Source organism: Pseudomonas sp. CC120222-01a (assembly GCF_003097235.1).
Taxonomy (GTDB): Bacteria; Pseudomonadota; Gammaproteobacteria; order Pseudomonadales; family Pseudomonadaceae; genus Aquipseudomonas.
Genome location: NZ_QEQQ01000031.1, coordinates 1 through 18,547, shown reverse-complemented (window position 1 = coordinate 18,547; position 18,547 = coordinate 1). Strand labels below are relative to the sequence as shown.

Sequence of the window (18,547 nt, the reverse complement as noted above, 5' to 3'; positions counted from 1 at the left end):
ATCTGCTCAGCGCTCAGGTGCATGGCAGGCTGAGAAAAATACTGCCGATTAACGGCCGATCTAAACGAAACAAGGAAGGCCAGGTCTGCACCTTGCTCGGCAACATCAATAAGGCTTCCAATCCTGTTTCGCGCGGCGCAAGTGTCATGCAGCTTATCCTGTACCGAACTCACAACAGTGAGGCATCTTCAGCGAACACTCACCGTTCGCCAAAAAATGAAACATACCATGGCATCGCCTTCGAGATACCTTGATCAATATCAAACGTCGGCAGATAACCAAGTAACTGTCGAGCTTTGGCAATATCGGCTTGCGAGTGGCGCACATCGCCAGCTCGAAAATCCCTATAAACAGGATCTTTACTGTAAATCACACCATTAGTCGAAAGATGCTTTTTGATGGCTTTGAATAACTGATTAAGGTCGGTGCGCCCGCTTACAGCCACATTATAGACCTGATTTCTTGCCTCATCATTTTCAGCCACCGCCGCCAACAAGTTGGCTTGAATCACATTTTCGATGAAGCAAAAATCTCGACTAGTTTCACCATCACCGTTGACGAAGACATCGTCACCATTAATCATTGCGGCGGTCCACTTGGGAATGACCGCAGCATATGCACCATCCGGATCTTGCCGCTTTCCAAAAACATTAAAATAACGCAGCCCAATTGTAGTGAAGCCGTAGACCCGCGCAAAAACTTCAGCATACAGCTCATTCACGTACTTGGTTACCGCATACGGGGATAGAGGCTTGCCGATAATATCCTCCACCTTGGGCAATCCTGGATGATCACCATAGGTTGAGCTGCTAGCCGCGTAAGTGAAGCTTTTGACGTTGGCGTCACGCGCTGCCACAAGCATATTGAGAAAGCCATCAATATTCGCCATGTTCGTCGTAATAGGATCGGCGATCGAGCGAGGCACCGAACCCAGCGCGGCCTGATGCAGAACAAAATCGGCGCCGGCGCAGGCAGTTCGGCAGTCATCAAGGTTGCGAATATCGCCTTCTATGAAGGAAAAGCGCATCCATTGCTCCGGCGAAACAGCATCCTTGACCTCTTCGAGGTTACGCCGGTGTCCGGTAGCAAAGTTATCAAGCCCTACAACGTGCTGGTTCAACTTCAGCAATGCTTCCAGCAAATTCGAACCGATGAAGCCCGCGACACCTGTTACGAGCCACTTCTTAGGTTCACTTTGCAGCTTGTGGGTTTCAACTTCGTATTTATTCATCATAACTGCCACGCAAGAGGGTATTCTGAGCTGTCAATAGCAGCGCACACAAAAGCCTTACAAACGCAAGTCGGATTCATCAGCGGAAAGCAGATACTTGAGGTCGTAGAGTACGTGCTCAGCCTTGCCATACGCTCGTATTTTCTCGCCCCCCATGGCCTTGAATTGATCATGAGCTACCGCCAGAATAATCCCGTCATACGCGTCATTCTTTGGAGAAAGCACCGGAGTAATCCCATACTCATGCTCAGCTTCAGACGCGCTGACCCATGGATCGTAAACATCAGCGACGATATTGTATTCAGCCAACTCCTTGACAATATCAACAATTCTGGTGTTGCGCAGATCTGGGCAGTTTTCTTTAAACGTGAGTCCCATAATCAGCACCTTGGAACCATCCACATGAATTCGACGCTTAAGCATGGCCTTGACGAGTTGGGCAACAACATATGCACCCATACCATCATTAAGACGACGGCCAGCCAAAATGATTTCCGGATGATAGCCGATGCTCTGGGCCTTGTGCGTCAAGTAATAGGGGTCCACGCCAATGCAATGACCCCCGACCAATCCGGGGCGGAATGGCAAGAAATTCCATTTAGTACCCGCCGCTTGCAGTACAGCTTCAGTATCAATGTCCATTTTGTTGAAAATCAACGCAAGCTCATTGATAAGGGCAATATTCACATCACGCTGGGTATTCTCAATTACTTTGGCAGCTTCAGCCACCTTGATCGAGCTTGCCTTATGCGTCCCAGCGAGAATGATCTCCCGATACAAGGAGTCCACAAGATCCGCCGCCTCTGGAGTTGAACCGGCGGTCACTTTCTTGATTGTAGTTACTCGATGTTCTTTATCCCCAGGGTTGATCCTTTCGGGACTATAGCCAGCGAAGAAGTCGACATTGAATTTCAAGCCAGAATTGCGCTCCAGCACAGGAACACAGTCCTCTTCGGTAGCACCTGGATATACAGTCGATTCATAAATGACTATATCGCCTCGCTTCAAGACCTTCCCGATCAACTCCGAAGCCTTGATCAAAGGTGTTAAGTCTGGACGCTTATACTCATCAATGGGCGTAGGCACAGTAACGATATAAACATTGCAAGATTCCAAATCCGCTGCATCGGCACTATACGACAGATACGTGGAACTGTTGAGCTCTGCATCATCAACTTCTAAAGTGGCATCATGCCCCGCTCTCAACGCCTCAATACGGGAAAGGTTGATATCAAACCCCACGACGGAGCGGCGCTTGCCAAACTCTACAGCCAATGGTAGGCCCACATAACCCAGACCGATCACAGCGAGCTTGATATTATTCAGTTCGAGCATTTTTATTTCCAGAAGTTAATAACGTACACTCATCTTGGTACGAGACAGCTACAATGCACTCAATCCATCGAGTTCCACTACTGAAAGCTCACCTTCACCGCTTGGAAAACCGATGGACTCCCCGCATTAAGATTATTCCATGCACACAGCCTCTGCCCTGAGATCTACCGACCAAGCCCGGGCGCCTCACCCTACACCCAATCCGCATCCGCTGCTACCGATAAGCAGCTCTCGTGTCACAGACCAGCAGCTGGAAACCAAAGGGCTGATTGTCGCATTCCTGACGCAACATGAAAACCTTCATGACCGACCTCGAAGCAGGAACAGACTGGACTCGAGACTGGAACCTACAGGCCTGCATCAGCTATGGGAATATTCTGAATCAATCAATGACTTGACCACAGGCTCGCCAACCTCATCGGAGCCTGTGCCGCATTCCCGAGCTCCCCTGACCACCCCCTGATCCCTCATTTCACGCAAGCAGAGCCCCATGCGCATCATCTCAATTCACAAAAACTCAGCCGAACGGAGAAGCCCGTTGCGGGCGGGCAAGGTATAGCCATTGGAGTCACACGCCATGATGAGCAGAATCTGCCCCAGGGCGTGCTGCCACCCTGAGGACGCCAGATAGTAATATTTTGGTTAGCAGCACCATTGCTGCAAAGAGACCAAAGAACATGACCATGTTAAGCACATACATTGCACCGTACCATAACCAATGCATCACCGAGGCACTCACAAGCATATACAGAAGATATCGCATATAGGATCGTTCTTCACTGCGTCGGTCTAGAAGCAGTAAAAACAATAGGCTAAGGAATACATCGAAAGCCACTCCCATCAACCCGAAATTCTCGAATCCAACGCCTGCGGCATGCATGCCACCTAACCCGAAAATGTAGTACCAGTCCGCAGGATTATCCAGCGTAATAGGCTTGATGCTACCAAAGAATGTATAAATGGGTGAAGGCGCCATAGAGGCAACCATGTCGAAATACGTCTTACCATATTTCAAATGATCTCCATCCCAATGATTTGTCAATTGGTCAACCATTGGCAATATTATGGCATTCCAAGAGTTGAACAACAGATACTGAGATACATTTTCCTCTGTCATAGGCACATCCATCCTGACCATGGACACATACACACCGCTCGCCAGGACGCCAACCGCCAGCAATCCAATTAAAAGAAGCGCCTTGAAGGCTATATACCTACTCCAGTAAAAAAGCCCGCCCAGCATCATGGCGACGAATAGAACAACGAAGTCCCGATCACCCGTCCTGGTATTGGCATATGCATAACCGAAGGCCAGCAAGAGTGATGCCAACATATGCCAGAAGCGTCGAATAAGTAATGCATAGGAGAAAAATACCAAAATAGCGCAAACGGCAAAGGATTCGATGCCGGTAAATACAGCAAAAACCTCTTCTGGCATCAATGCGCGCGCTGTGACATAGCAAAGCGAAACAAGAAAGAAAAACCACGCCCAATATCGCACATCTACCAACTCGATAGTGCGCAACTTTATCGACGAGACTCCAACTCGCTTGAACAAATTGAATAACAACAGCGCACCTGCACCGCCGACTAGCCCCAAGAACCAAACAGATGTTAAACGAGCGACAATCGCCTCATTCACATCAAAAGTGAAGTTACCAATAGGCCAGAGAACAATCTGCTCAGCCCACATACCTCTTGCCAAGCCTAAAAATGGCACTGAATAGCACAGCAAATATAGCGCAACCAGATATCGCTTGACAGACACATTGTAGAGCAACATGCCAGCCCAAATTAATAAACAAGCAAGGATACCAATTTCGACCACTTTTAATTCCCCCTGACCTCGGCATTGACGCCCCGCCTATCGGCTCACCCTTACACTGCAACACGACCATCACGAATGAAACGACACCAGATCAAAACCAACACCTGCACAACCAAGGCAAGCACAAACGCAGCAAACTGCTCGCTCGCAGTTACCGCACCCGAAGTCGCATACATCGTAACCAATGACAAATAGGTAACAGCATAGAAGAAAGCCGCAACAAAGACCCGTCTGCTTTGATGCTCGCTATGCAGCACTTGCACCAACTGGGTCACCATCAGACCTAATCCACCGGCGACTAGTGCCCACGACAGAAGCTCTGCACGCATGCAAACATGCTCACCAAACCAGCACAACCAGATACCCTGTGTAAAATACAGCAATACCGGCAGCAAAACTGCAACCAATGCACCGACCATCAAATAACTAGATGACTGTTTCAATCCGCTACGCATCAACTTGACAACTAAGTATGGACTCAATGATGCCGGCACCACGGTAACCAACACATAAAACAAGAAGTAAAGGTTAAAATAACCAACCTCTTCAGGAGCCACGGCAAACTTTCCGAAAATGATCAAGCAAATCACATGCACCGGCGAACCGAGCAACATACCCCCACAAAGAGCCAAAACGCCTGACTCGCTCATGCATCTCTTTAGTGCCTGCAATGTAATGACCCGCCCCGCACCGCATATTCCAGCACGCAGGATTGACCATATCCCATACACTGGCGCGAGCAAAGGTACGAACGATATTACAGCCAAAACCGCTGGGACTGTAATCTGATTCATAGCAGTCGCACTCACCAATCCAAAACCCAGCACTCCCTGTGCAATCTGAACAAACGGCCAAACGCGGGTACTGTCAATCGAGAACATGAGACCAGTAATGGTAATGTTAAGCACCGTAGAAAAAGCAAACATGAACCCCCACCAAGGGACAGTGGCCCAAGAAAAGCTTTCCTGGGCTCGGTAAGGGAAAATTGCAACCGAGCCAAATGCAACAACCCCAGCAACGACTGACGCGCAAACCGCCAAAGCCAGCAAAAGGTGCTGATTGCCTTCTAGTTTATGTGTCAAACTATAGCGAGACAATGCAATGGCGACACCCTCCCCCACTACAGAGGCGACACCTGTAATAATGACGTAATAATATGAAAACGCACTATACTTCGAAACACCCAAGAGCTTCGCTAGAAAAAATAGCAAGGCAAACGTTAAAACCTTATTAATCAGCAGCGCTAGCGCACTTACAGCATTACTCATACCGAACTCCTGCACCCGCACTATCAAATTCCGCCCCAAAGAAAGGTAGCAAAGAAGACTGTCTTCCGGACGACTTTACCAAAATTGAAAAAAAGAGTATTTCACTAATAGAAAGCGAAAGGACAGTGGGTGGTTCGGAAACCAATGATTCTGCCATGAGTACGTCCTTTTACCTGAGTCTGAACCATCATACAAAATGCCGACCCACGACGACAATGATTGAATGAGGATTAGTCAAAAGAGGCCAGAAACCACCTCAATGCGCGCTATGGTGAGGCAAGGCGCAACACCGCTCAGCTCGCCGGGCTAGCCACGCCCCAATGTTGCCACCTGAAGTGCCGGCTCCGCCCTGGCTATCAGCACATATTTTCCAGATACCGCAGCGGAGTACGTCACACGCAGCCGCTCGAAATCCAAATCCCTCATCATCTCATAGCCCCGGAGCAGTCAGTGCACTATCTAATCGACTGTCGCCCAACCAAATATTCACATGGTCGACTGTCTCCTCCGGCAACCTACCTGCCCAACGATTCAAGACAAACAGGTTAGTGATGAAGTCATACTGTGCCGCGAGCAGATCACGACGCGCCTGAAACTCGTTCTGAACTGCAGTTAAGACATCTACCGAATTTAACAACCCGTATCTAAAGGCCTTCTCTGCTGCAATTCGCGACTGTTCAGCCGAAACGATCGCATTGCGATTGGCACGAATCTTTTCAATACTTGAATCTGCCGTCAAATACGCATTTGTCGTTTCCTTGACCACCTGCCGGCGAGTCGCAATCAGTTGCTGCTCCGCTGTCACTTGATCTTGGTAAAGTTGCCGTACCCTGGCAGACGTTGTGCCCCCGCTATAAATTGGAATCTGCACACCTATTCCAGCTACGTAGCTATCGGTCCTAGGGGCTAATGAGTTGTTGAAACCTTCGTTGGTCTGTTGAGCAGTTACATTCAAGCTGACGACCGGGTAATGGCCACCCTTTGCTGCACGCAGTGCTGCCTCGGCAGCACTTTGCCCGTTTTCGCTCGCTTTTATCGCTGGGTTTTCAGCAACTGCCAAATCCACCCAGTTCGCAAGCCCTTCCAATGAAACCTTCAGATCAACGTCATCGCGGACGCGCCTCAACCTCTCGGTCACAGACCGGCCGACAATTTCTGACAGCGAAACTCGACTCAAACTGACCTGATTACGCGCATCCACTTCGCGAGCGGCCAACAAATCGACCCGCGCCTTGAGATCGAGCAAGTCGTTAATAACGGCCAATTGTTTCTTGTATAGCGCACTTACCCTGTCAAGATTACTTTGAGTGGCTCGCCGCTCGGCCTGTATTAACTCAAGTTCATCATCGGCCGCCAACGCTGCAAAGTATCGCTGCGCCAGATCGACTGTCGCTTCCGCCAAAGCTCCTTGAGCCTCGAAATTGGCTTGTTCAGCTAGACTTCTGTATTGCTGGTAGTTTTCCCATGCAGCCTTGTTGTACAACGGCTGCGAGAGCCCTACGCTATAGCTCCGACTGTGGTAAGCTTCATCCACCTGGCTGCTGATTTGCTTGATACGATTGAAGTTTGCATTCGCAGCCACTGACGGCAACAAACTACCGAATGCTTGATTCTTCTGTTCATCGCCCGACTTAGCCTTTGAATAGGCAGCAATGACTCGTGGATCTTCCAGACGAGATTCCCGATACAACTGTATCAAATCAACCGAGTAGCCTTCGACTCTGGCAGCGGCCGATGCGGGACGAACATTATTATGTTCACTAGCCTGCGCAGAAATCATCGTCGCCCACAAAGCCAGGTAGATTAAACGATACACCATTATTCCTCGATCATCGACTGGGCAATCGCATTCTTAGCAGGCTGCATCAAGTACTGGAGCAACGTACGCTCCCCCGTATTAATCAGCACCTCTGCCGACATACCTGCCAACAGCTTTCGCCCTTCCAGTTTTTTTACACCTGCAGAGGTGATGTTAATCCTCGCAAGATAATACGGATCACCGCTTTTCTCGCGCATCAGACGATCGGCTGAAATACTTGCAACTTGCCCTTCAATTATGGGAGTTGTCGCGCCATTGAATGCGCTAAAGCGGATATCCGCCAGCTTCCCCACCGCAATTCGATCAATGTCTTTTGGGGAGACTTCTGCCTCAACGACCAGACTGGAAACTGACGGTACAATATCCAACAACGGTGTAGCGGCACGCACGACTCCGCCGATCGTGTGAACAGTCATCCCGATCAACATGCCATCTTCCGGCGCACGGATTACCACACGCGACATGCGATCTTCCAGTGCCAATGCCTTTTCCTTGAGGTCATAAACTTGAGACTGGGCTTCAGCCAACTGTTTGACGACATCAGCACTGAAGTCCCTATCTATCTGCAGAACTTGCAATTGTGTCTCATTGATCTGCAAACTGGTTTTGATGCTAACCGAGCGAAGCTCAGCGATTTCGGAATTGAGCATTTCCAATTTTCGCGACTGCTCCAACATGCGCTGTTTATCAACAAATCCTTCAGCCAGGAGCTCCCTAAGCTCATTGATCTCATTGCGATATGACAATTGCAATTTACCTTTGACAGCAATCATCTCATTGCCTCCCTTGATCTGCTGACTCAGTTGGCTAATACGCTCCTGTAAAACTGCAATTTGACCCAAGCGCGAGCTTCGGCGCGCATCAAAGACCTGAGTTTCGCCATTACGCGCCTGGGCGCTGCGCTGAGTGTCCAAGCCCGTTTCGGCCGAAAATACAATGGCCGGCAAATTATCTCGCTCGGCTATCAAACGCTGCTCCATAGCTGAAGCAGCAATCAACTGACTGCGAGTGATCTCATACTCCGAACGTAACTGTGAATCATCCAAAACAATAATTGGGTCACCTTTCTTTACAAAGTCCCCATCACGAGCATGCAGCTCCTTGACGATGCCACCTTCAAGATGCTGAACCGTCTTGCGATATGTCTGCACAGTCACGACACCTGGCGCATAAGCTGCTCCATCGAGCGGAGCGAATGCAGCCCAGCCGCCAAACAGGAAGAAAATCAAAAATACAATCCAGAAACCTACCCTCCGAATAGCAACATCAGAAATAGGCAGGTCAGCAAATGCGGCAGGTGACAAAGAGAGAGAACGCGCCAATCTTGGCTTCATGTCAATTACTAACCGAGGTGGTGTTGATTTCAACTTGGCCAGTAGCTTTACGCTGTACAGCCATTTCCGAGAGCACTTGATCTCTCGGCCCGTACAGTCCGATCGTACCGGCGCTCATCACCAGTAAGTGATCGAGTTGAGAAAGAATCGACGCGCGATGAGCGATGACAAAAATCAATGCTCCCGTCGCCTTTGCCTGTTGCAGCGACGATGCCAAAGCGCGCTCACCTACTTCGTCGAGATTGGAGTTTGGCTCGTCGAGGACAATGAGCCGCGGACTTCCATAAAGTGCCCGAGCCAGCCCGATACGTTGCCGTTGACCAGCCGAAAGATTCACACCCCCATTGCCAAGAACCGTGTCATAACCCTCAGGGAGCATTAATATCATTTCGTGAACGCCCGCAGTCCTCGCCGCCAAAATCACCTTGCCAGCATCGACCACGCCAAAGCGAGCGATATTATCGCTGATAGTCCCTTCAAATAGCTCGATAGCTTGAGGTAAATATCCCAAGTACTGCCCTAATTGACTTTTGTTCCAATGAGCAATATCGACCCCATCCAGACGCACCTGCCCCTGCTGAGGTCGCCAAATTCCCATCAGCGCCCTGGCGAGCGTTGATTTTCCTGATGCACTGTGCCCAACAATGCCTACAATGGTGCCCGCAGCCGCATTGAAAGTGATATTCTTGATAGCAGGGACTTTCGAGCCCGGCGCACATACCACTAGATTTTCTACTCGGACATTTCCAACAGGGACGGGAAGTTCCATACGCTCTGGCTCAGCTCGCTGCTTATCGAAAATTCGATTCAGACGGACGTATTGTGAGCGCGCACTAATAAGCGCCTTCCAACTGCTGGTCATCAGATCCAAAGGTGCAAGAGCACGCCCCAACAGCACTGAACCTGCGATCACAAGCCCCGGGCTAATCTCATGGCTTACTGCGAGATAGGCGCCTAGACCAAGAATAAGCGACTGCATCAGCAGACGAGAAGTTTTTGAAATAGTAGTGATAATCCCGCTACGATCACTTGCCCGAGACTGTAAAAGCAACACTCGCTTGTGCCGCAAACTCCAGCGTGCTATCAACGCGTCGAGCATCCCCATAGATTCGATCGCATCGGCATTTCGCAAGCTCTTGGTAGTATCGAGTGACACCTCAATGTTCTCCTTATTTGCTTGCGCCAATACTTTCCCTGTTATCTTTTCATTAATAAAAGATAACAATAGCAATACCGCTGCACACGCTATGGCCATCCAGCCATACCAAGGATGAAACATGAACAGCACCGCGATATAAATCGGAAGCCAGGGCGCATCAAAGAACGTAAAGAGACCATTACCGGCCAAGAAATGGCGCAACCCCGTCAAGTCTCTCAGCGACTGGGCCGAAGCATCTGCTCCACCGCTTTCCAGAGCTGTTTCGAAACTGGCCCTGTAAGCATCATGACTCAGAAGTACTTCCAGCCGGGTGCTCACGCGTGTCATGATTCGGGAGCGCACCCACTCTAGCAAGCCCATTGTCGCAAGCAGGGTTGTCATGATGAGAGTCAACATGACGAGCGTGGTCAAGCTGCCTCCTGTGACGACACGCCCATAGACTTGGAGCATGTAGAAGGTAGGTACCAGCATCAACGCGTTAATGAACAAGCTAAAAAAGCCAACGGCCATGAAGCTGCTCCTGCAGGCCCTCAAGGCCTCCTGCAGGGTGTTTTCGGGTGTACTGCGTATCATCTAGACATAGCCAATGTGTGATGGAGGACGCTTTGAGAAGCCGGACACTATACACCACCCACTCCCTGGATCATGAGTAAATTAAGTCTTATCACGACGGAATGCATCAAGCCTCTGGCAAAGTGCGCACCCACCTTTATCAGGTAACCCAGCACCCTAATCTCAGATATACGTGCAATTTAGCCATATGAAGCATATAGCCTCATAGCAAACTCGATCGGCGCACAACAGCATTCGCACGGACAAATCCAGCCCTGCAAGAATTCAAACCGCACACGGAAGAACGTCGCCTGGCATCAGCGCCGGATACACCTTCCGACCACCTCCAGCCTCTCAAGACTTTTTGAAGTGCGGCAACAGCACCCCAGAGAGTGCAGGCTTCACAGCAATCCCCCCACATTTTCATGAAAAAACTGTATCATAGCGAGCCCAGGCCAAGCGCTTCACCGAAAAATTAAAAAGCACGCCACTTACTTTATGGAGTCCGTCGTGACCAACTATTTTGCTCTGATCGCTGATATTATTAGAGAAGAATCAGCCAAAACCGGGATGTTGCTCCAAGACGTTGCCCGTGAATTACTGGCTACCAATACAATACACTCTGATGGTGAATGGTGGGCTGCGCACGCCAACGACCCCTACTACACAGCCGAGCAAATCTATAAGACCGTAATTGGCGATCCGACCGCCGAGAACGTAGAGCTGTTGTGCGGCAATATGGTGGACGTGTTCAGCGGTGTCTGCGCAGAACTTGGCCTGCAGAAACGTACAATTTGGACCTACTCTGATACGCAAGGTTTCTTTCAAGGGCATACTTACCTAGAAATCTTCAACACCACGACCAATAAGTGGGAAATTCAAGACGCAGATTATAATGTTTACTACACCGACGTTCGTACTGGCGAACGCATTGGCGTAATGGATATGATGAATGCTGACGACGTCGAGTTCTTCATCCCCAACAATGCACAGGTTAGCGGATGGGCAGAGACCGGAGCAGACGCCTTGCGACAAGCCAATCTCTATGCCGCACAGATGATCACGTCAGAGCAAAAGCTTTATACAAGTGACGATAGCTTGAGCGACACTTTGCTCGACAGCATTTACAATTCGCTCAACGGCATATTTGACTATACGGTAGTGAGTGCGCCCGGCGACCCAAATGTCCACAGATTTGTCGACAGTGACGCTATTACAAGCAATGGACGAGCGACGATAACCGGGACATCAGGCGCTGACTTTATTTCCTATGATGGCAATCAAAGCCTCCCAGCACTTGCCACGCTCATAGGGGGGGCGGGAGACGACACGCTCGCTTTGCGACTGTCCGCGGGCCAGCTCTACGGTAACGAAGGTAACGATATATTAATCGGTGGTCAGTATAGTGACCTTCTAGCAGGGGGAGCCGGCGATGACTACCTGTCCGGCGGAGGGGGGGCTGATCAATATGTCTTTTCTAAAGGCGACGGTTTCCACGACATCATTGATAGCTTTGGCATCGGCGCGGATAAACTCGTCTTCCTCGGCGTTACGGGCACCGGCGGCATGGGACGCACTCAACTCTCGCAAGAGGAGTTTGACTACCGGATCGATCAGCAACTGACCTCGGAGGGTGTCTACCTGCGTTATGACGTTGATGGCGATGCCCGATTTGATGGAGGTATGTTAGTAGAAGGTCGCACCTCGCTGATCACGACAGAGGACGCTGACTTTGTGTTCACTGCCGACCCGCTTCAAGGCTTCAACACTACGGCGATTGCTGGCAATCCCGACTCTGGATATGCAGAGCAAATTACCGGAGGATCTGCAGCAGACAAGATAATTTACACTGGCACGTCCGGAGCCGTACTTGCCGGTAGCTCTACCGGACGAAACAGCGGTAACGATGTCATCCAGGCTCACTCAGATGCAAACTGCTCTCTATATGGCCATGACGGTGACGATATACTAGCTGGCGGTTCTGGTGATGACTTTATCGTGGGCGGGACTGGCAACGATCTTTTAATTGGTGGCAAAGGTCGAGACTTTTTTGTGTTCACTGCAGGTAGTGGGTCAGATACGATCCAAGACTTCACCCAAGGTGAAGACACCCTCTACATTTATGGTTGGAGCACTCAGCAACCAGCCATCACTCAAACGCTCGAAGCAGACGGGCTTAAAGTCTCGTTCGACACTGCCGGTGACGGTGCGCACGGTGGAGACATACTCCTGCTGGGCCAGTCTACGCTACTGAATCCGGCAGACGTTCTTTTCGCTTAACACCAAAGCCGGGAAAATTAAGGGCGGTCACTAGGGCCGCCCATTTGGCATCAAAGTTCGACTATCTTCAGTACAGCGTCTTCGGTAACCGCACAAGCTTGAAGTGAATGCTTGCGAGCCCTCTTCACCTAATTAAACGCAGCTTGAAGGCCCTCTTCGCTCACATTATCGACTCAATGCCGCTTTCCAATGCGCACAAGCGCCATCGCAACACCTAATAGCACTCCTCCGATCAAACCGAAAATGATAATCATGGTTTTTCGAGGCTTGAGCGGTGCGTCTGGTGATTCAGCTACACCATCTTGCCAATAGACATCGAACGACTCCGGCAAAACTTTAAGATTTCGGTAAAACTTTAATGATTCTTGCTTCTCCCGCAAGCTTGCAATAAATGGATCATCGCTACCACGCTCGCGCAGGTTGGTCAACTCAGCCTCCAGCGCCTTGGCACCACGCATATACATTAACGAACCATCCATTTCGCTTGAAAGATTATTCGAAATAATCGGAGGATTGTCCAAGTTTACGGAACGCGCTACGCGCAGCGCTTCAGTTAATTGAGCGATTCGGTCTTTACGCAGCATTTGCACTGTCTCGCGCTGCGCGGAAATCTCACGCTCGATGCTATCGGCCTTCGCCTGAGCTTCCCCGTGGGCTCCTTTCAAAATCTCACTCTTTGCTCGCTCAACAGCCATATCAACGTAACGCGTCACCCAATCAACAGCCTGCAGTGGATCTGATAATTGGCATATGATATAAAATCGGTTCTCCCTTCCCTGTACCGGAACCACTCTCAAGACTTGATTAAATTCCCTGTACAACCGATCGATAGAGCCTTCAGTACTACCATTCGACACCAGGGGCAGATAATACTCACGGAAAAAGTCACGACGTAGAGCCTCAGAATGGAGATGCCGCAAATATACAGTATAGACATCATTCGGCCCTATTACTGAAAGACCGCTACCACCACCACGACCGTAGTTAAGCGCAGCCACATCATTTCGGCTAGGAGGCTCATTAAAGAGCTTAGCCTCATACAGCGGGGTAGCAAAAAAAGCATAAAGAACAGACAGCACAGTTACAACCAACCCAACCAGTGCTATGAATACCTTCTGACGCCACAACCGAGCAAATAGCTCACGCACATCTATTTCATCTTCACCCAAGCGCTGGGACTCACTGCGCATTTTAAACTCCATTCAATATCAAACAATACTTTATTAGTTCGGATTGCAGCTTCGCCGCCTTCAACACCTGCGCGATGAGAGCAGAGCCTCCAACAACCAGTTTTTTGATAACACTGTCAACTTACGACCGCCACCTTTGCCATCCTTGGCCCCTAACGAAAGCGATAATAAAAAAACACAACCACACAACACTTTCGCTCGATGAGCCGCATCTGCATGATGATTCAAGAGCGGTACTAGAGATGCATGGCCTAGGCGAAACCTTGAGATCGAGAAAAAATAGTGCGAAAGCCTAAATTGAACTTTCAACGCGAAATCAATCGAACGCAGTATAAACAACGATGCGGTTTCGCCCGCTCTTGGCAAGCGATGCATCACATGCAGAAGGGACCACAGCTCGACGAAAAAATTACCCAAACACTGCTGAGGCTGAATTCGCCTATCGAGATTGCCTGCGAGGAGATTTGCGACGTGCGCTTTAGTGATCACAGCTTTCCTGCCAACGGAGAAGCGCTGCTGCAGACAGTGCTATCCCCGTTTTGCCTGGTGATTGGCAATACCTAGCAGGAAATCCCTGTCCCGAGACGGACGCTTAAAGCTGCATTGTGCCAGCTACACACGTGAGATTCCAGCCATGGCAACAATCTCATGCCCCTTTTACGCCATCACCCCGGCTGCCAACCTTGAGGCCCAGCCAACCGGCAATCACGCACCCCAAAACAACACCCGCGAGCAGCCCAAGAACGAAAACCCACGGCCTATTGGGTCTCAGAGGTGAATCAGGCAATTCGCCCACTCCATCCTGTCGATACACCTTCGCGCCATCCAGGTTTAGCTTAAGCGTTTGATAGAACACCATACTCTGCTGCCGGGGCCGCAAGCCATGAACAAAAGGCTCATCCGAGTCTCGACTGCGGAGGTTTGCCACCTCCGCCTCAAGTGCCTCCGCCCCCCGCATATACATCAGCGAACCATCCATTGCAGCCGACACCTCTCGAGAAGGTGCGGTGGAAGTGATTGGTGGCTTTTGCAAGCCAGCCAACCGCGCTATGCGCAACGCTTCTTCCAACCTGACGATGCGGTCCTCCCGCTCCATCCGCGCACCTTCAAGATCAGCCTTTATCTCATCATGCAGATTTCTCGCCTTCTCCCGTGCATCAGTTTGCAAATCTTGAGTTAGCTCAACCTGCGAAAGCTGCCCAGCCAGTTCGGAATATTTAACTGCCCACGCCATGGCCAATGCGGGATCCGTCGCCTCGATCGAAATAAAGTAGCGCGACTTATCATCATTCGAAACAGGCCCCAATGACAGCGAGCGCTGCAGCCGCTCGTAATCATCAGCCCGAGACCCCACGCCTTCCCCTTTATTTAGTCCCGGCCGGTACACTTCCTTGAAAAATTTTCTGCGCAAAGAATCTGATTGTAAATTTCGTAGATACACATTATAGACTTCAGTAACAGTCAGCTCTTTTAATCCTGTATTCTCGCCCCGGCCGTAGTTGAATGGTACAATGTCGCTTTGTATTGGCGGCTGCAGAATAACCTTCGCAACATATACCGGCACAGCCATGAAGCCGTACGCGATAGCCATGCTAGAAACAATGACAGCACTCAACAGGACGACCAGCTTCTTTCTCCAGATAGCCCTGAGAATTCTGGCCAAGCCTATCTCTTCACCACTCACCAAGAGCTCATTACCGTCACGCATCTTATTTTAATCTTCCTAAGCCTGACTTGATCCCACTTACCTATCGCTGATACCACATTGAGATCATCTCTCATTGCAAGCTGTAGCGTAGCTGGGTTTCCGGGCCCTGATGGAAAATCCTTTTAGAGAATGAACGCTGTAGAAAACAGAGGTTGAGATTAGTTCCCGCAAAGCAGCCTCTAGCCAAGGCAAGACAGCACTATTGAGCAATTCGGACATCCAATTTCGCACCCAACCGCCGGCTTTCTGCTCGCAATCTCTTTGCAAGCATTTTTTTGCATTGTTTTCCCCATGAACCAGCACCACTTCACGCGCAGAAGCACACCGTCCTAGCGCAAACCGCACCAACCCGTTGCTATCGGCATGCCCCGAATAGCCAGCCAAACTCATCACTTTGGCGCGGACTTCGTGCATACGCCCATCCAGTTCGAGCTGCACAAAACCCTCTGCCCCTTCACTTGCCTGTATCACCGCCCCTGGAGTACCCCTAACCTGGTGGCCGACAAAGAGCACCTCATGCTGCGGGTCATCCAGCATCGCCTTGAGGTAGCTGACGATCCGCCCTCCCGAACACATGCCGTTACCAGCAATTACAATTGCCGGTCGCCCAGTGCTCTTGAGATAGTTAACTACCTTCTGATGCTTGGCATGGGTATCAACACACACCAGCTGAGCAAACCCCAGCGGCTCCCTTCCCTCACTCAGCCGCTGCCGAGCTTCGTGACTCCAGTACTCATGTAGTTCGCGATAGGCCTGTGTGATGCGCTGAGCCAGCGGAGAGTCAAGAATGACAGGTAGGCGAGACCAGGTAATCGCCTGCAGTGGATCTTCAACTGGGGCCTGACGCGACTGATTGAGCAGTGACTTCCGATGAAGAATGCTTTCGATCTCATACAAAAGCTCCTGAGTGCGACCCAGACTGAAAGCTGGTATCAGGATGGTGCCGTTATCGGCCAGCGCCCGATCAATGACGGCTTCGAGCCGCTGCTGGCGGTCGCTGCGACCAGCGTGCAGCCGGTCACCATAAGTGCTCTCCAACACCAGGAGATCGGCCCGCTCTGGGGGCTGCACGGGGCGTAATAGCGGATTGCCGGGCGCGCCCAGATCACCTGAAAATACGATGCGTGAGCTGGCTTCGCGGCCTTCAACGCACACGTCGCATTCCACATAAGCCGAGCCAAGCAGATGACCGGCACGCTGCAGGCGAATGGAGCACGCAACATCGCCTTGCTCTAGGACGCAATGCCATTGTTCGAACGGGAGCGGAACGATAAGACGCTTCAAGAGCGCCAAGTAGCGGTCGACCTGGATGGGATCAGCGCTGATGCCGAGCTTGTACGCATCCTCAAGCACCAGTGGCAGCAGACGGGCAGACGGCTCACTGCACAGGATAGGCCCACGAAAGCCGGCGGCCAGCAACGCCGGGATGCGACCAACATGGTCTAAATGGACGTGAGTAATGACGAGCGCCTGGATACCTGCGACATCAAAGCCGATAGGCGCAAAATCCACACCTGCAGAGGCTTCATGCCCTTGCTCGAGACCACAATCGATCAACAGGCTGGTTGCCGGGTCGAGATGAAGCTGATGACACGAACCAGTGACGCTCCGGGTGCCACCATGATGGGAAAGGGCGGGGAAATACATTCTGCTGCACGCTCGCCAAGGCTGGAAATGAAGTGCCTATTACTTCATTTCGACAGGCGCATGCATAGGTGACGCATTCCTACATAGGCGTAGGAACTATCATCAGTCGTCGCTCAGTACCGCCTGGCGTGCCGATGCGCGGATCCTGCGCTTGCTGCGCTGCACGCCATATGCACCGAGAAGCGGGCCGACTGCCAAGCCAACCACCAAGGCAGCCAGCACAGGCACTGCCACCGGCATCGCCGGGGCCGACCAGCCAAACAGGACCAGCGCCACCGCCTGCTGGTTCTCCAATACGAAGAAAAGCACCAAAGCCGCCAACAGCAGCACGAACAACGCCGCCAAGGCGCGCTTGAGGTTACGCATCAGATTGCTCCTTCTTTATCGCTCAAGGATGCTCATGTTCTTCTTCATTGACCCGGTCACGCAGTTCCTTACCCGGCTTGAAATGCGGCACGAACTTGCCTTCAAGCTCGACCGACTGACCGGTCTTTGGATTGCGCCCAACCCTCGGTGCCCGATAGTGCAAGGAAAAACTGCCAAAACCGCGGATCTCGATGCGATCGCCAGTGGCCAGGCATTGAGACATCTGTTCAAGCATGGTCTTGATGGCCAGCTCCACGTCCTTGGACGAGAGCAGCCCCTGATGGGTGACAATACGTTCGATCAGCTCCGACTTCGTCATATTTTTCCCTTCGTTATCAAGCAGCTAGATCATTGCTTAATCAGTTTGTAGCACGCTCGGAGGGATTTGAACAGGGCGGTTCTTGACTTAATAAAAAAATTCAAGATTGGAGTGCTAGGAAATAAGCACGCCTGGGACCGAGGCGGCGCAAGCACGGATAGAAATCCAGTGTCTAGTCCTGAAATAGGTTTACACCTGTTCAGGTAGGCCGACAGGCCTCAAAACGCCCGATGCACCGCATCGGGCGTTTTGTTTTTCAGGGCCATATGGGGCCGTTCTGTGTTGTAGATCTGCACTGCCTCATCAACCATCTTCCTCGCCTGCTCAAGATCTTCAGGGCTCCTCAACAGCAGCTCCGTCTTGAGGATTCCGTTGATGCGCTCCGCCAGCGCGTTCTGATAACAGTCATACCCATCAGTCATGGAGCACTGAACGTCGTGCCGTTGGTGCAGTGACTGGTACAGCGTCGAGCAGTATTGGATGCCTCGATCCGAATGGTGGACTAATGGCT

At 50.9% G+C, this 18,547-nt stretch carries 14 protein-coding genes; 1 reads left to right on the top strand and 13 read right to left on the bottom strand.

Annotation, left to right across the window (positions count from 1 at the left end):
- Positions 1-199: 199 nt before the first annotated feature.
- The 7 genes from N430_RS26475 to N430_RS26445 all read right to left on the bottom strand — a co-directional run bounded on the left by N430_RS26475 (position 200) and on the right by N430_RS26445 (position 10,544).
- Entirely contained in the window at positions 200-1,231 is a 1,032-nt protein-coding gene (locus N430_RS26475; protein ID WP_110639744.1) for an NAD-dependent epimerase/dehydratase family protein, read from the bottom strand.
- A gap of 57 nt (positions 1,232-1,288) precedes the next feature.
- The gene (gene tviB, locus N430_RS26470) at positions 1,289-2,566 is read right to left on the bottom strand and encodes a Vi polysaccharide biosynthesis UDP-N-acetylglucosamine C-6 dehydrogenase TviB (RefSeq protein WP_110639730.1); all 1,278 of its coding nucleotides are present in this window, start codon (positions 2,564-2,566) and stop codon (positions 1,289-1,291) included.
- Positions 2,567-3,134: 568 nt separating this feature from the next.
- On the bottom strand, positions 3,135-4,394 hold the full coding sequence (locus N430_RS26465) for a hypothetical protein (RefSeq protein ID WP_133248877.1): 1,260 nt from the start codon (positions 4,392-4,394) through the stop codon (positions 3,135-3,137).
- Positions 4,395-4,444: 50 nt separating this feature from the next.
- Entirely contained in the window at positions 4,445-5,662 is a 1,218-nt protein-coding gene (locus N430_RS26460) for a hypothetical protein (protein WP_110639732.1), read from the bottom strand.
- Between the two features lie 430 nt (positions 5,663-6,092).
- Complete coding sequence (locus N430_RS26455; protein WP_178083409.1) at positions 6,093-7,484, bottom strand: TolC family outer membrane protein; 1,392 nt, start codon at positions 7,482-7,484, stop codon at positions 6,093-6,095.
- On the bottom strand, positions 7,481-8,815 hold the full coding sequence (locus N430_RS26450; RefSeq protein WP_110639734.1) for an HlyD family type I secretion periplasmic adaptor subunit: 1,335 nt from the start codon (positions 8,813-8,815) through the stop codon (positions 7,481-7,483). The genes N430_RS26455 and N430_RS26450 overlap by 4 nt, the downstream gene beginning before the upstream one ends.
- 1 nt (position 8,816) lies before the next feature.
- Positions 8,817-10,544, bottom strand: a complete 1,728-nt coding sequence (locus N430_RS26445; protein WP_110639745.1) for a type I secretion system permease/ATPase — start codon at positions 10,542-10,544, stop codon at positions 8,817-8,819.
- A 492-nt stretch (positions 10,545-11,036) separates the two neighbouring features.
- Here N430_RS26445 and N430_RS29865 point away from each other — a divergent pair, with 492 nt between their 5' ends.
- A complete protein-coding gene (locus N430_RS29865; protein WP_305888045.1) occupies positions 11,037-12,806 on the top strand; it encodes a calcium-binding protein in 1,770 nt (589 codons plus the stop codon).
- A gap of 173 nt (positions 12,807-12,979) precedes the next feature.
- On the opposite strand, the gene N430_RS26435 is transcribed toward N430_RS29865, so the two are convergent.
- From N430_RS26435 to N430_RS26405, 6 genes are all read right to left on the bottom strand, one after another.
- On the bottom strand, positions 12,980-13,996 hold the full coding sequence (locus tag N430_RS26435; protein ID WP_158288807.1) for an LPS O-antigen chain length determinant protein WzzB: 1,017 nt from the start codon (positions 13,994-13,996) through the stop codon (positions 12,980-12,982).
- A 646-nt stretch (positions 13,997-14,642) separates the two neighbouring features.
- Positions 14,643-15,704, bottom strand: coding sequence for a Wzz/FepE/Etk N-terminal domain-containing protein (locus tag N430_RS26425; protein ID WP_110639738.1), 1,062 nt, complete (start codon positions 15,702-15,704; stop codon positions 14,643-14,645).
- Between the two features lie 63 nt (positions 15,705-15,767).
- Positions 15,768-17,351 carry an MBL fold metallo-hydrolase RNA specificity domain-containing protein gene (locus tag N430_RS26420; RefSeq protein ID WP_110639739.1) on the bottom strand — a complete coding sequence of 528 codons (1,584 nt, stop codon included), beginning with the start codon at positions 17,349-17,351 and terminating at the stop codon, positions 15,768-15,770.
- 102 nt (positions 17,352-17,453) lie between these two features.
- Entirely contained in the window at positions 17,454-17,717 is a 264-nt protein-coding gene (locus N430_RS26415; protein WP_110639740.1) for a LapA family protein, read from the bottom strand.
- Positions 17,718-17,739: 22 nt separating this feature from the next.
- Positions 17,740-18,036: an integration host factor subunit beta gene (ihfB, locus tag N430_RS26410; protein WP_012313292.1), complete on the bottom strand. Its 297-nt coding sequence runs from the start codon at positions 18,034-18,036 to the stop codon at positions 17,740-17,742.
- 218 nt (positions 18,037-18,254) lie between these two features.
- The coding region (locus N430_RS26405; protein ID WP_133248876.1) for an integrase core domain-containing protein at positions 18,255-18,547 on the bottom strand (293 nt) is incomplete at its 5' end.

Bases quoted from the DNA above. Each gene is read 5' to 3' on its own strand.
- N430_RS26475 (WP_110639744.1), bottom strand. From the start codon at position 1,231: ATGAATAAATACGAAGTTGAAACCCACAAGCTGCAAAGTGAACCTAAG.
- tviB (WP_110639730.1), bottom strand. From the start codon at position 2,566: ATGCTCGAACTGAATAATATCAAGCTCGCTGTGATCGGTCTGGGTTAT.
- N430_RS26460 (WP_110639732.1), bottom strand. From the start codon at position 5,662: ATGAGTAATGCTGTAAGTGCGCTAGCGCTGCTGATTAATAAGGTTTTA.
- N430_RS26450 (WP_110639734.1), bottom strand. From the start codon at position 8,815: ATGAAGCCAAGATTGGCGCGTTCTCTCTCTTTGTCACCTGCCGCATTT.
- N430_RS26435 (WP_158288807.1), bottom strand. From the start codon at position 13,996: ATGCGCAGTGAGTCCCAGCGCTTGGGTGAAGATGAAATAGATGTGCGT.
- N430_RS26425 (WP_110639738.1), bottom strand. From the start codon at position 15,704: ATGCGTGACGGTAATGAGCTCTTGGTGAGTGGTGAAGAGATAGGCTTG.
- N430_RS26420 (WP_110639739.1), bottom strand. From the start codon at position 17,351: ATGTATTTCCCCGCCCTTTCCCATCATGGTGGCACCCGGAGCGTCACT.
- N430_RS26415 (WP_110639740.1), bottom strand. From the start codon at position 17,717: ATGCGTAACCTCAAGCGCGCCTTGGCGGCGTTGTTCGTGCTGCTGTTG.
- ihfB (WP_012313292.1), bottom strand. From the start codon at position 18,036: ATGACGAAGTCGGAGCTGATCGAACGTATTGTCACCCATCAGGGGCTG.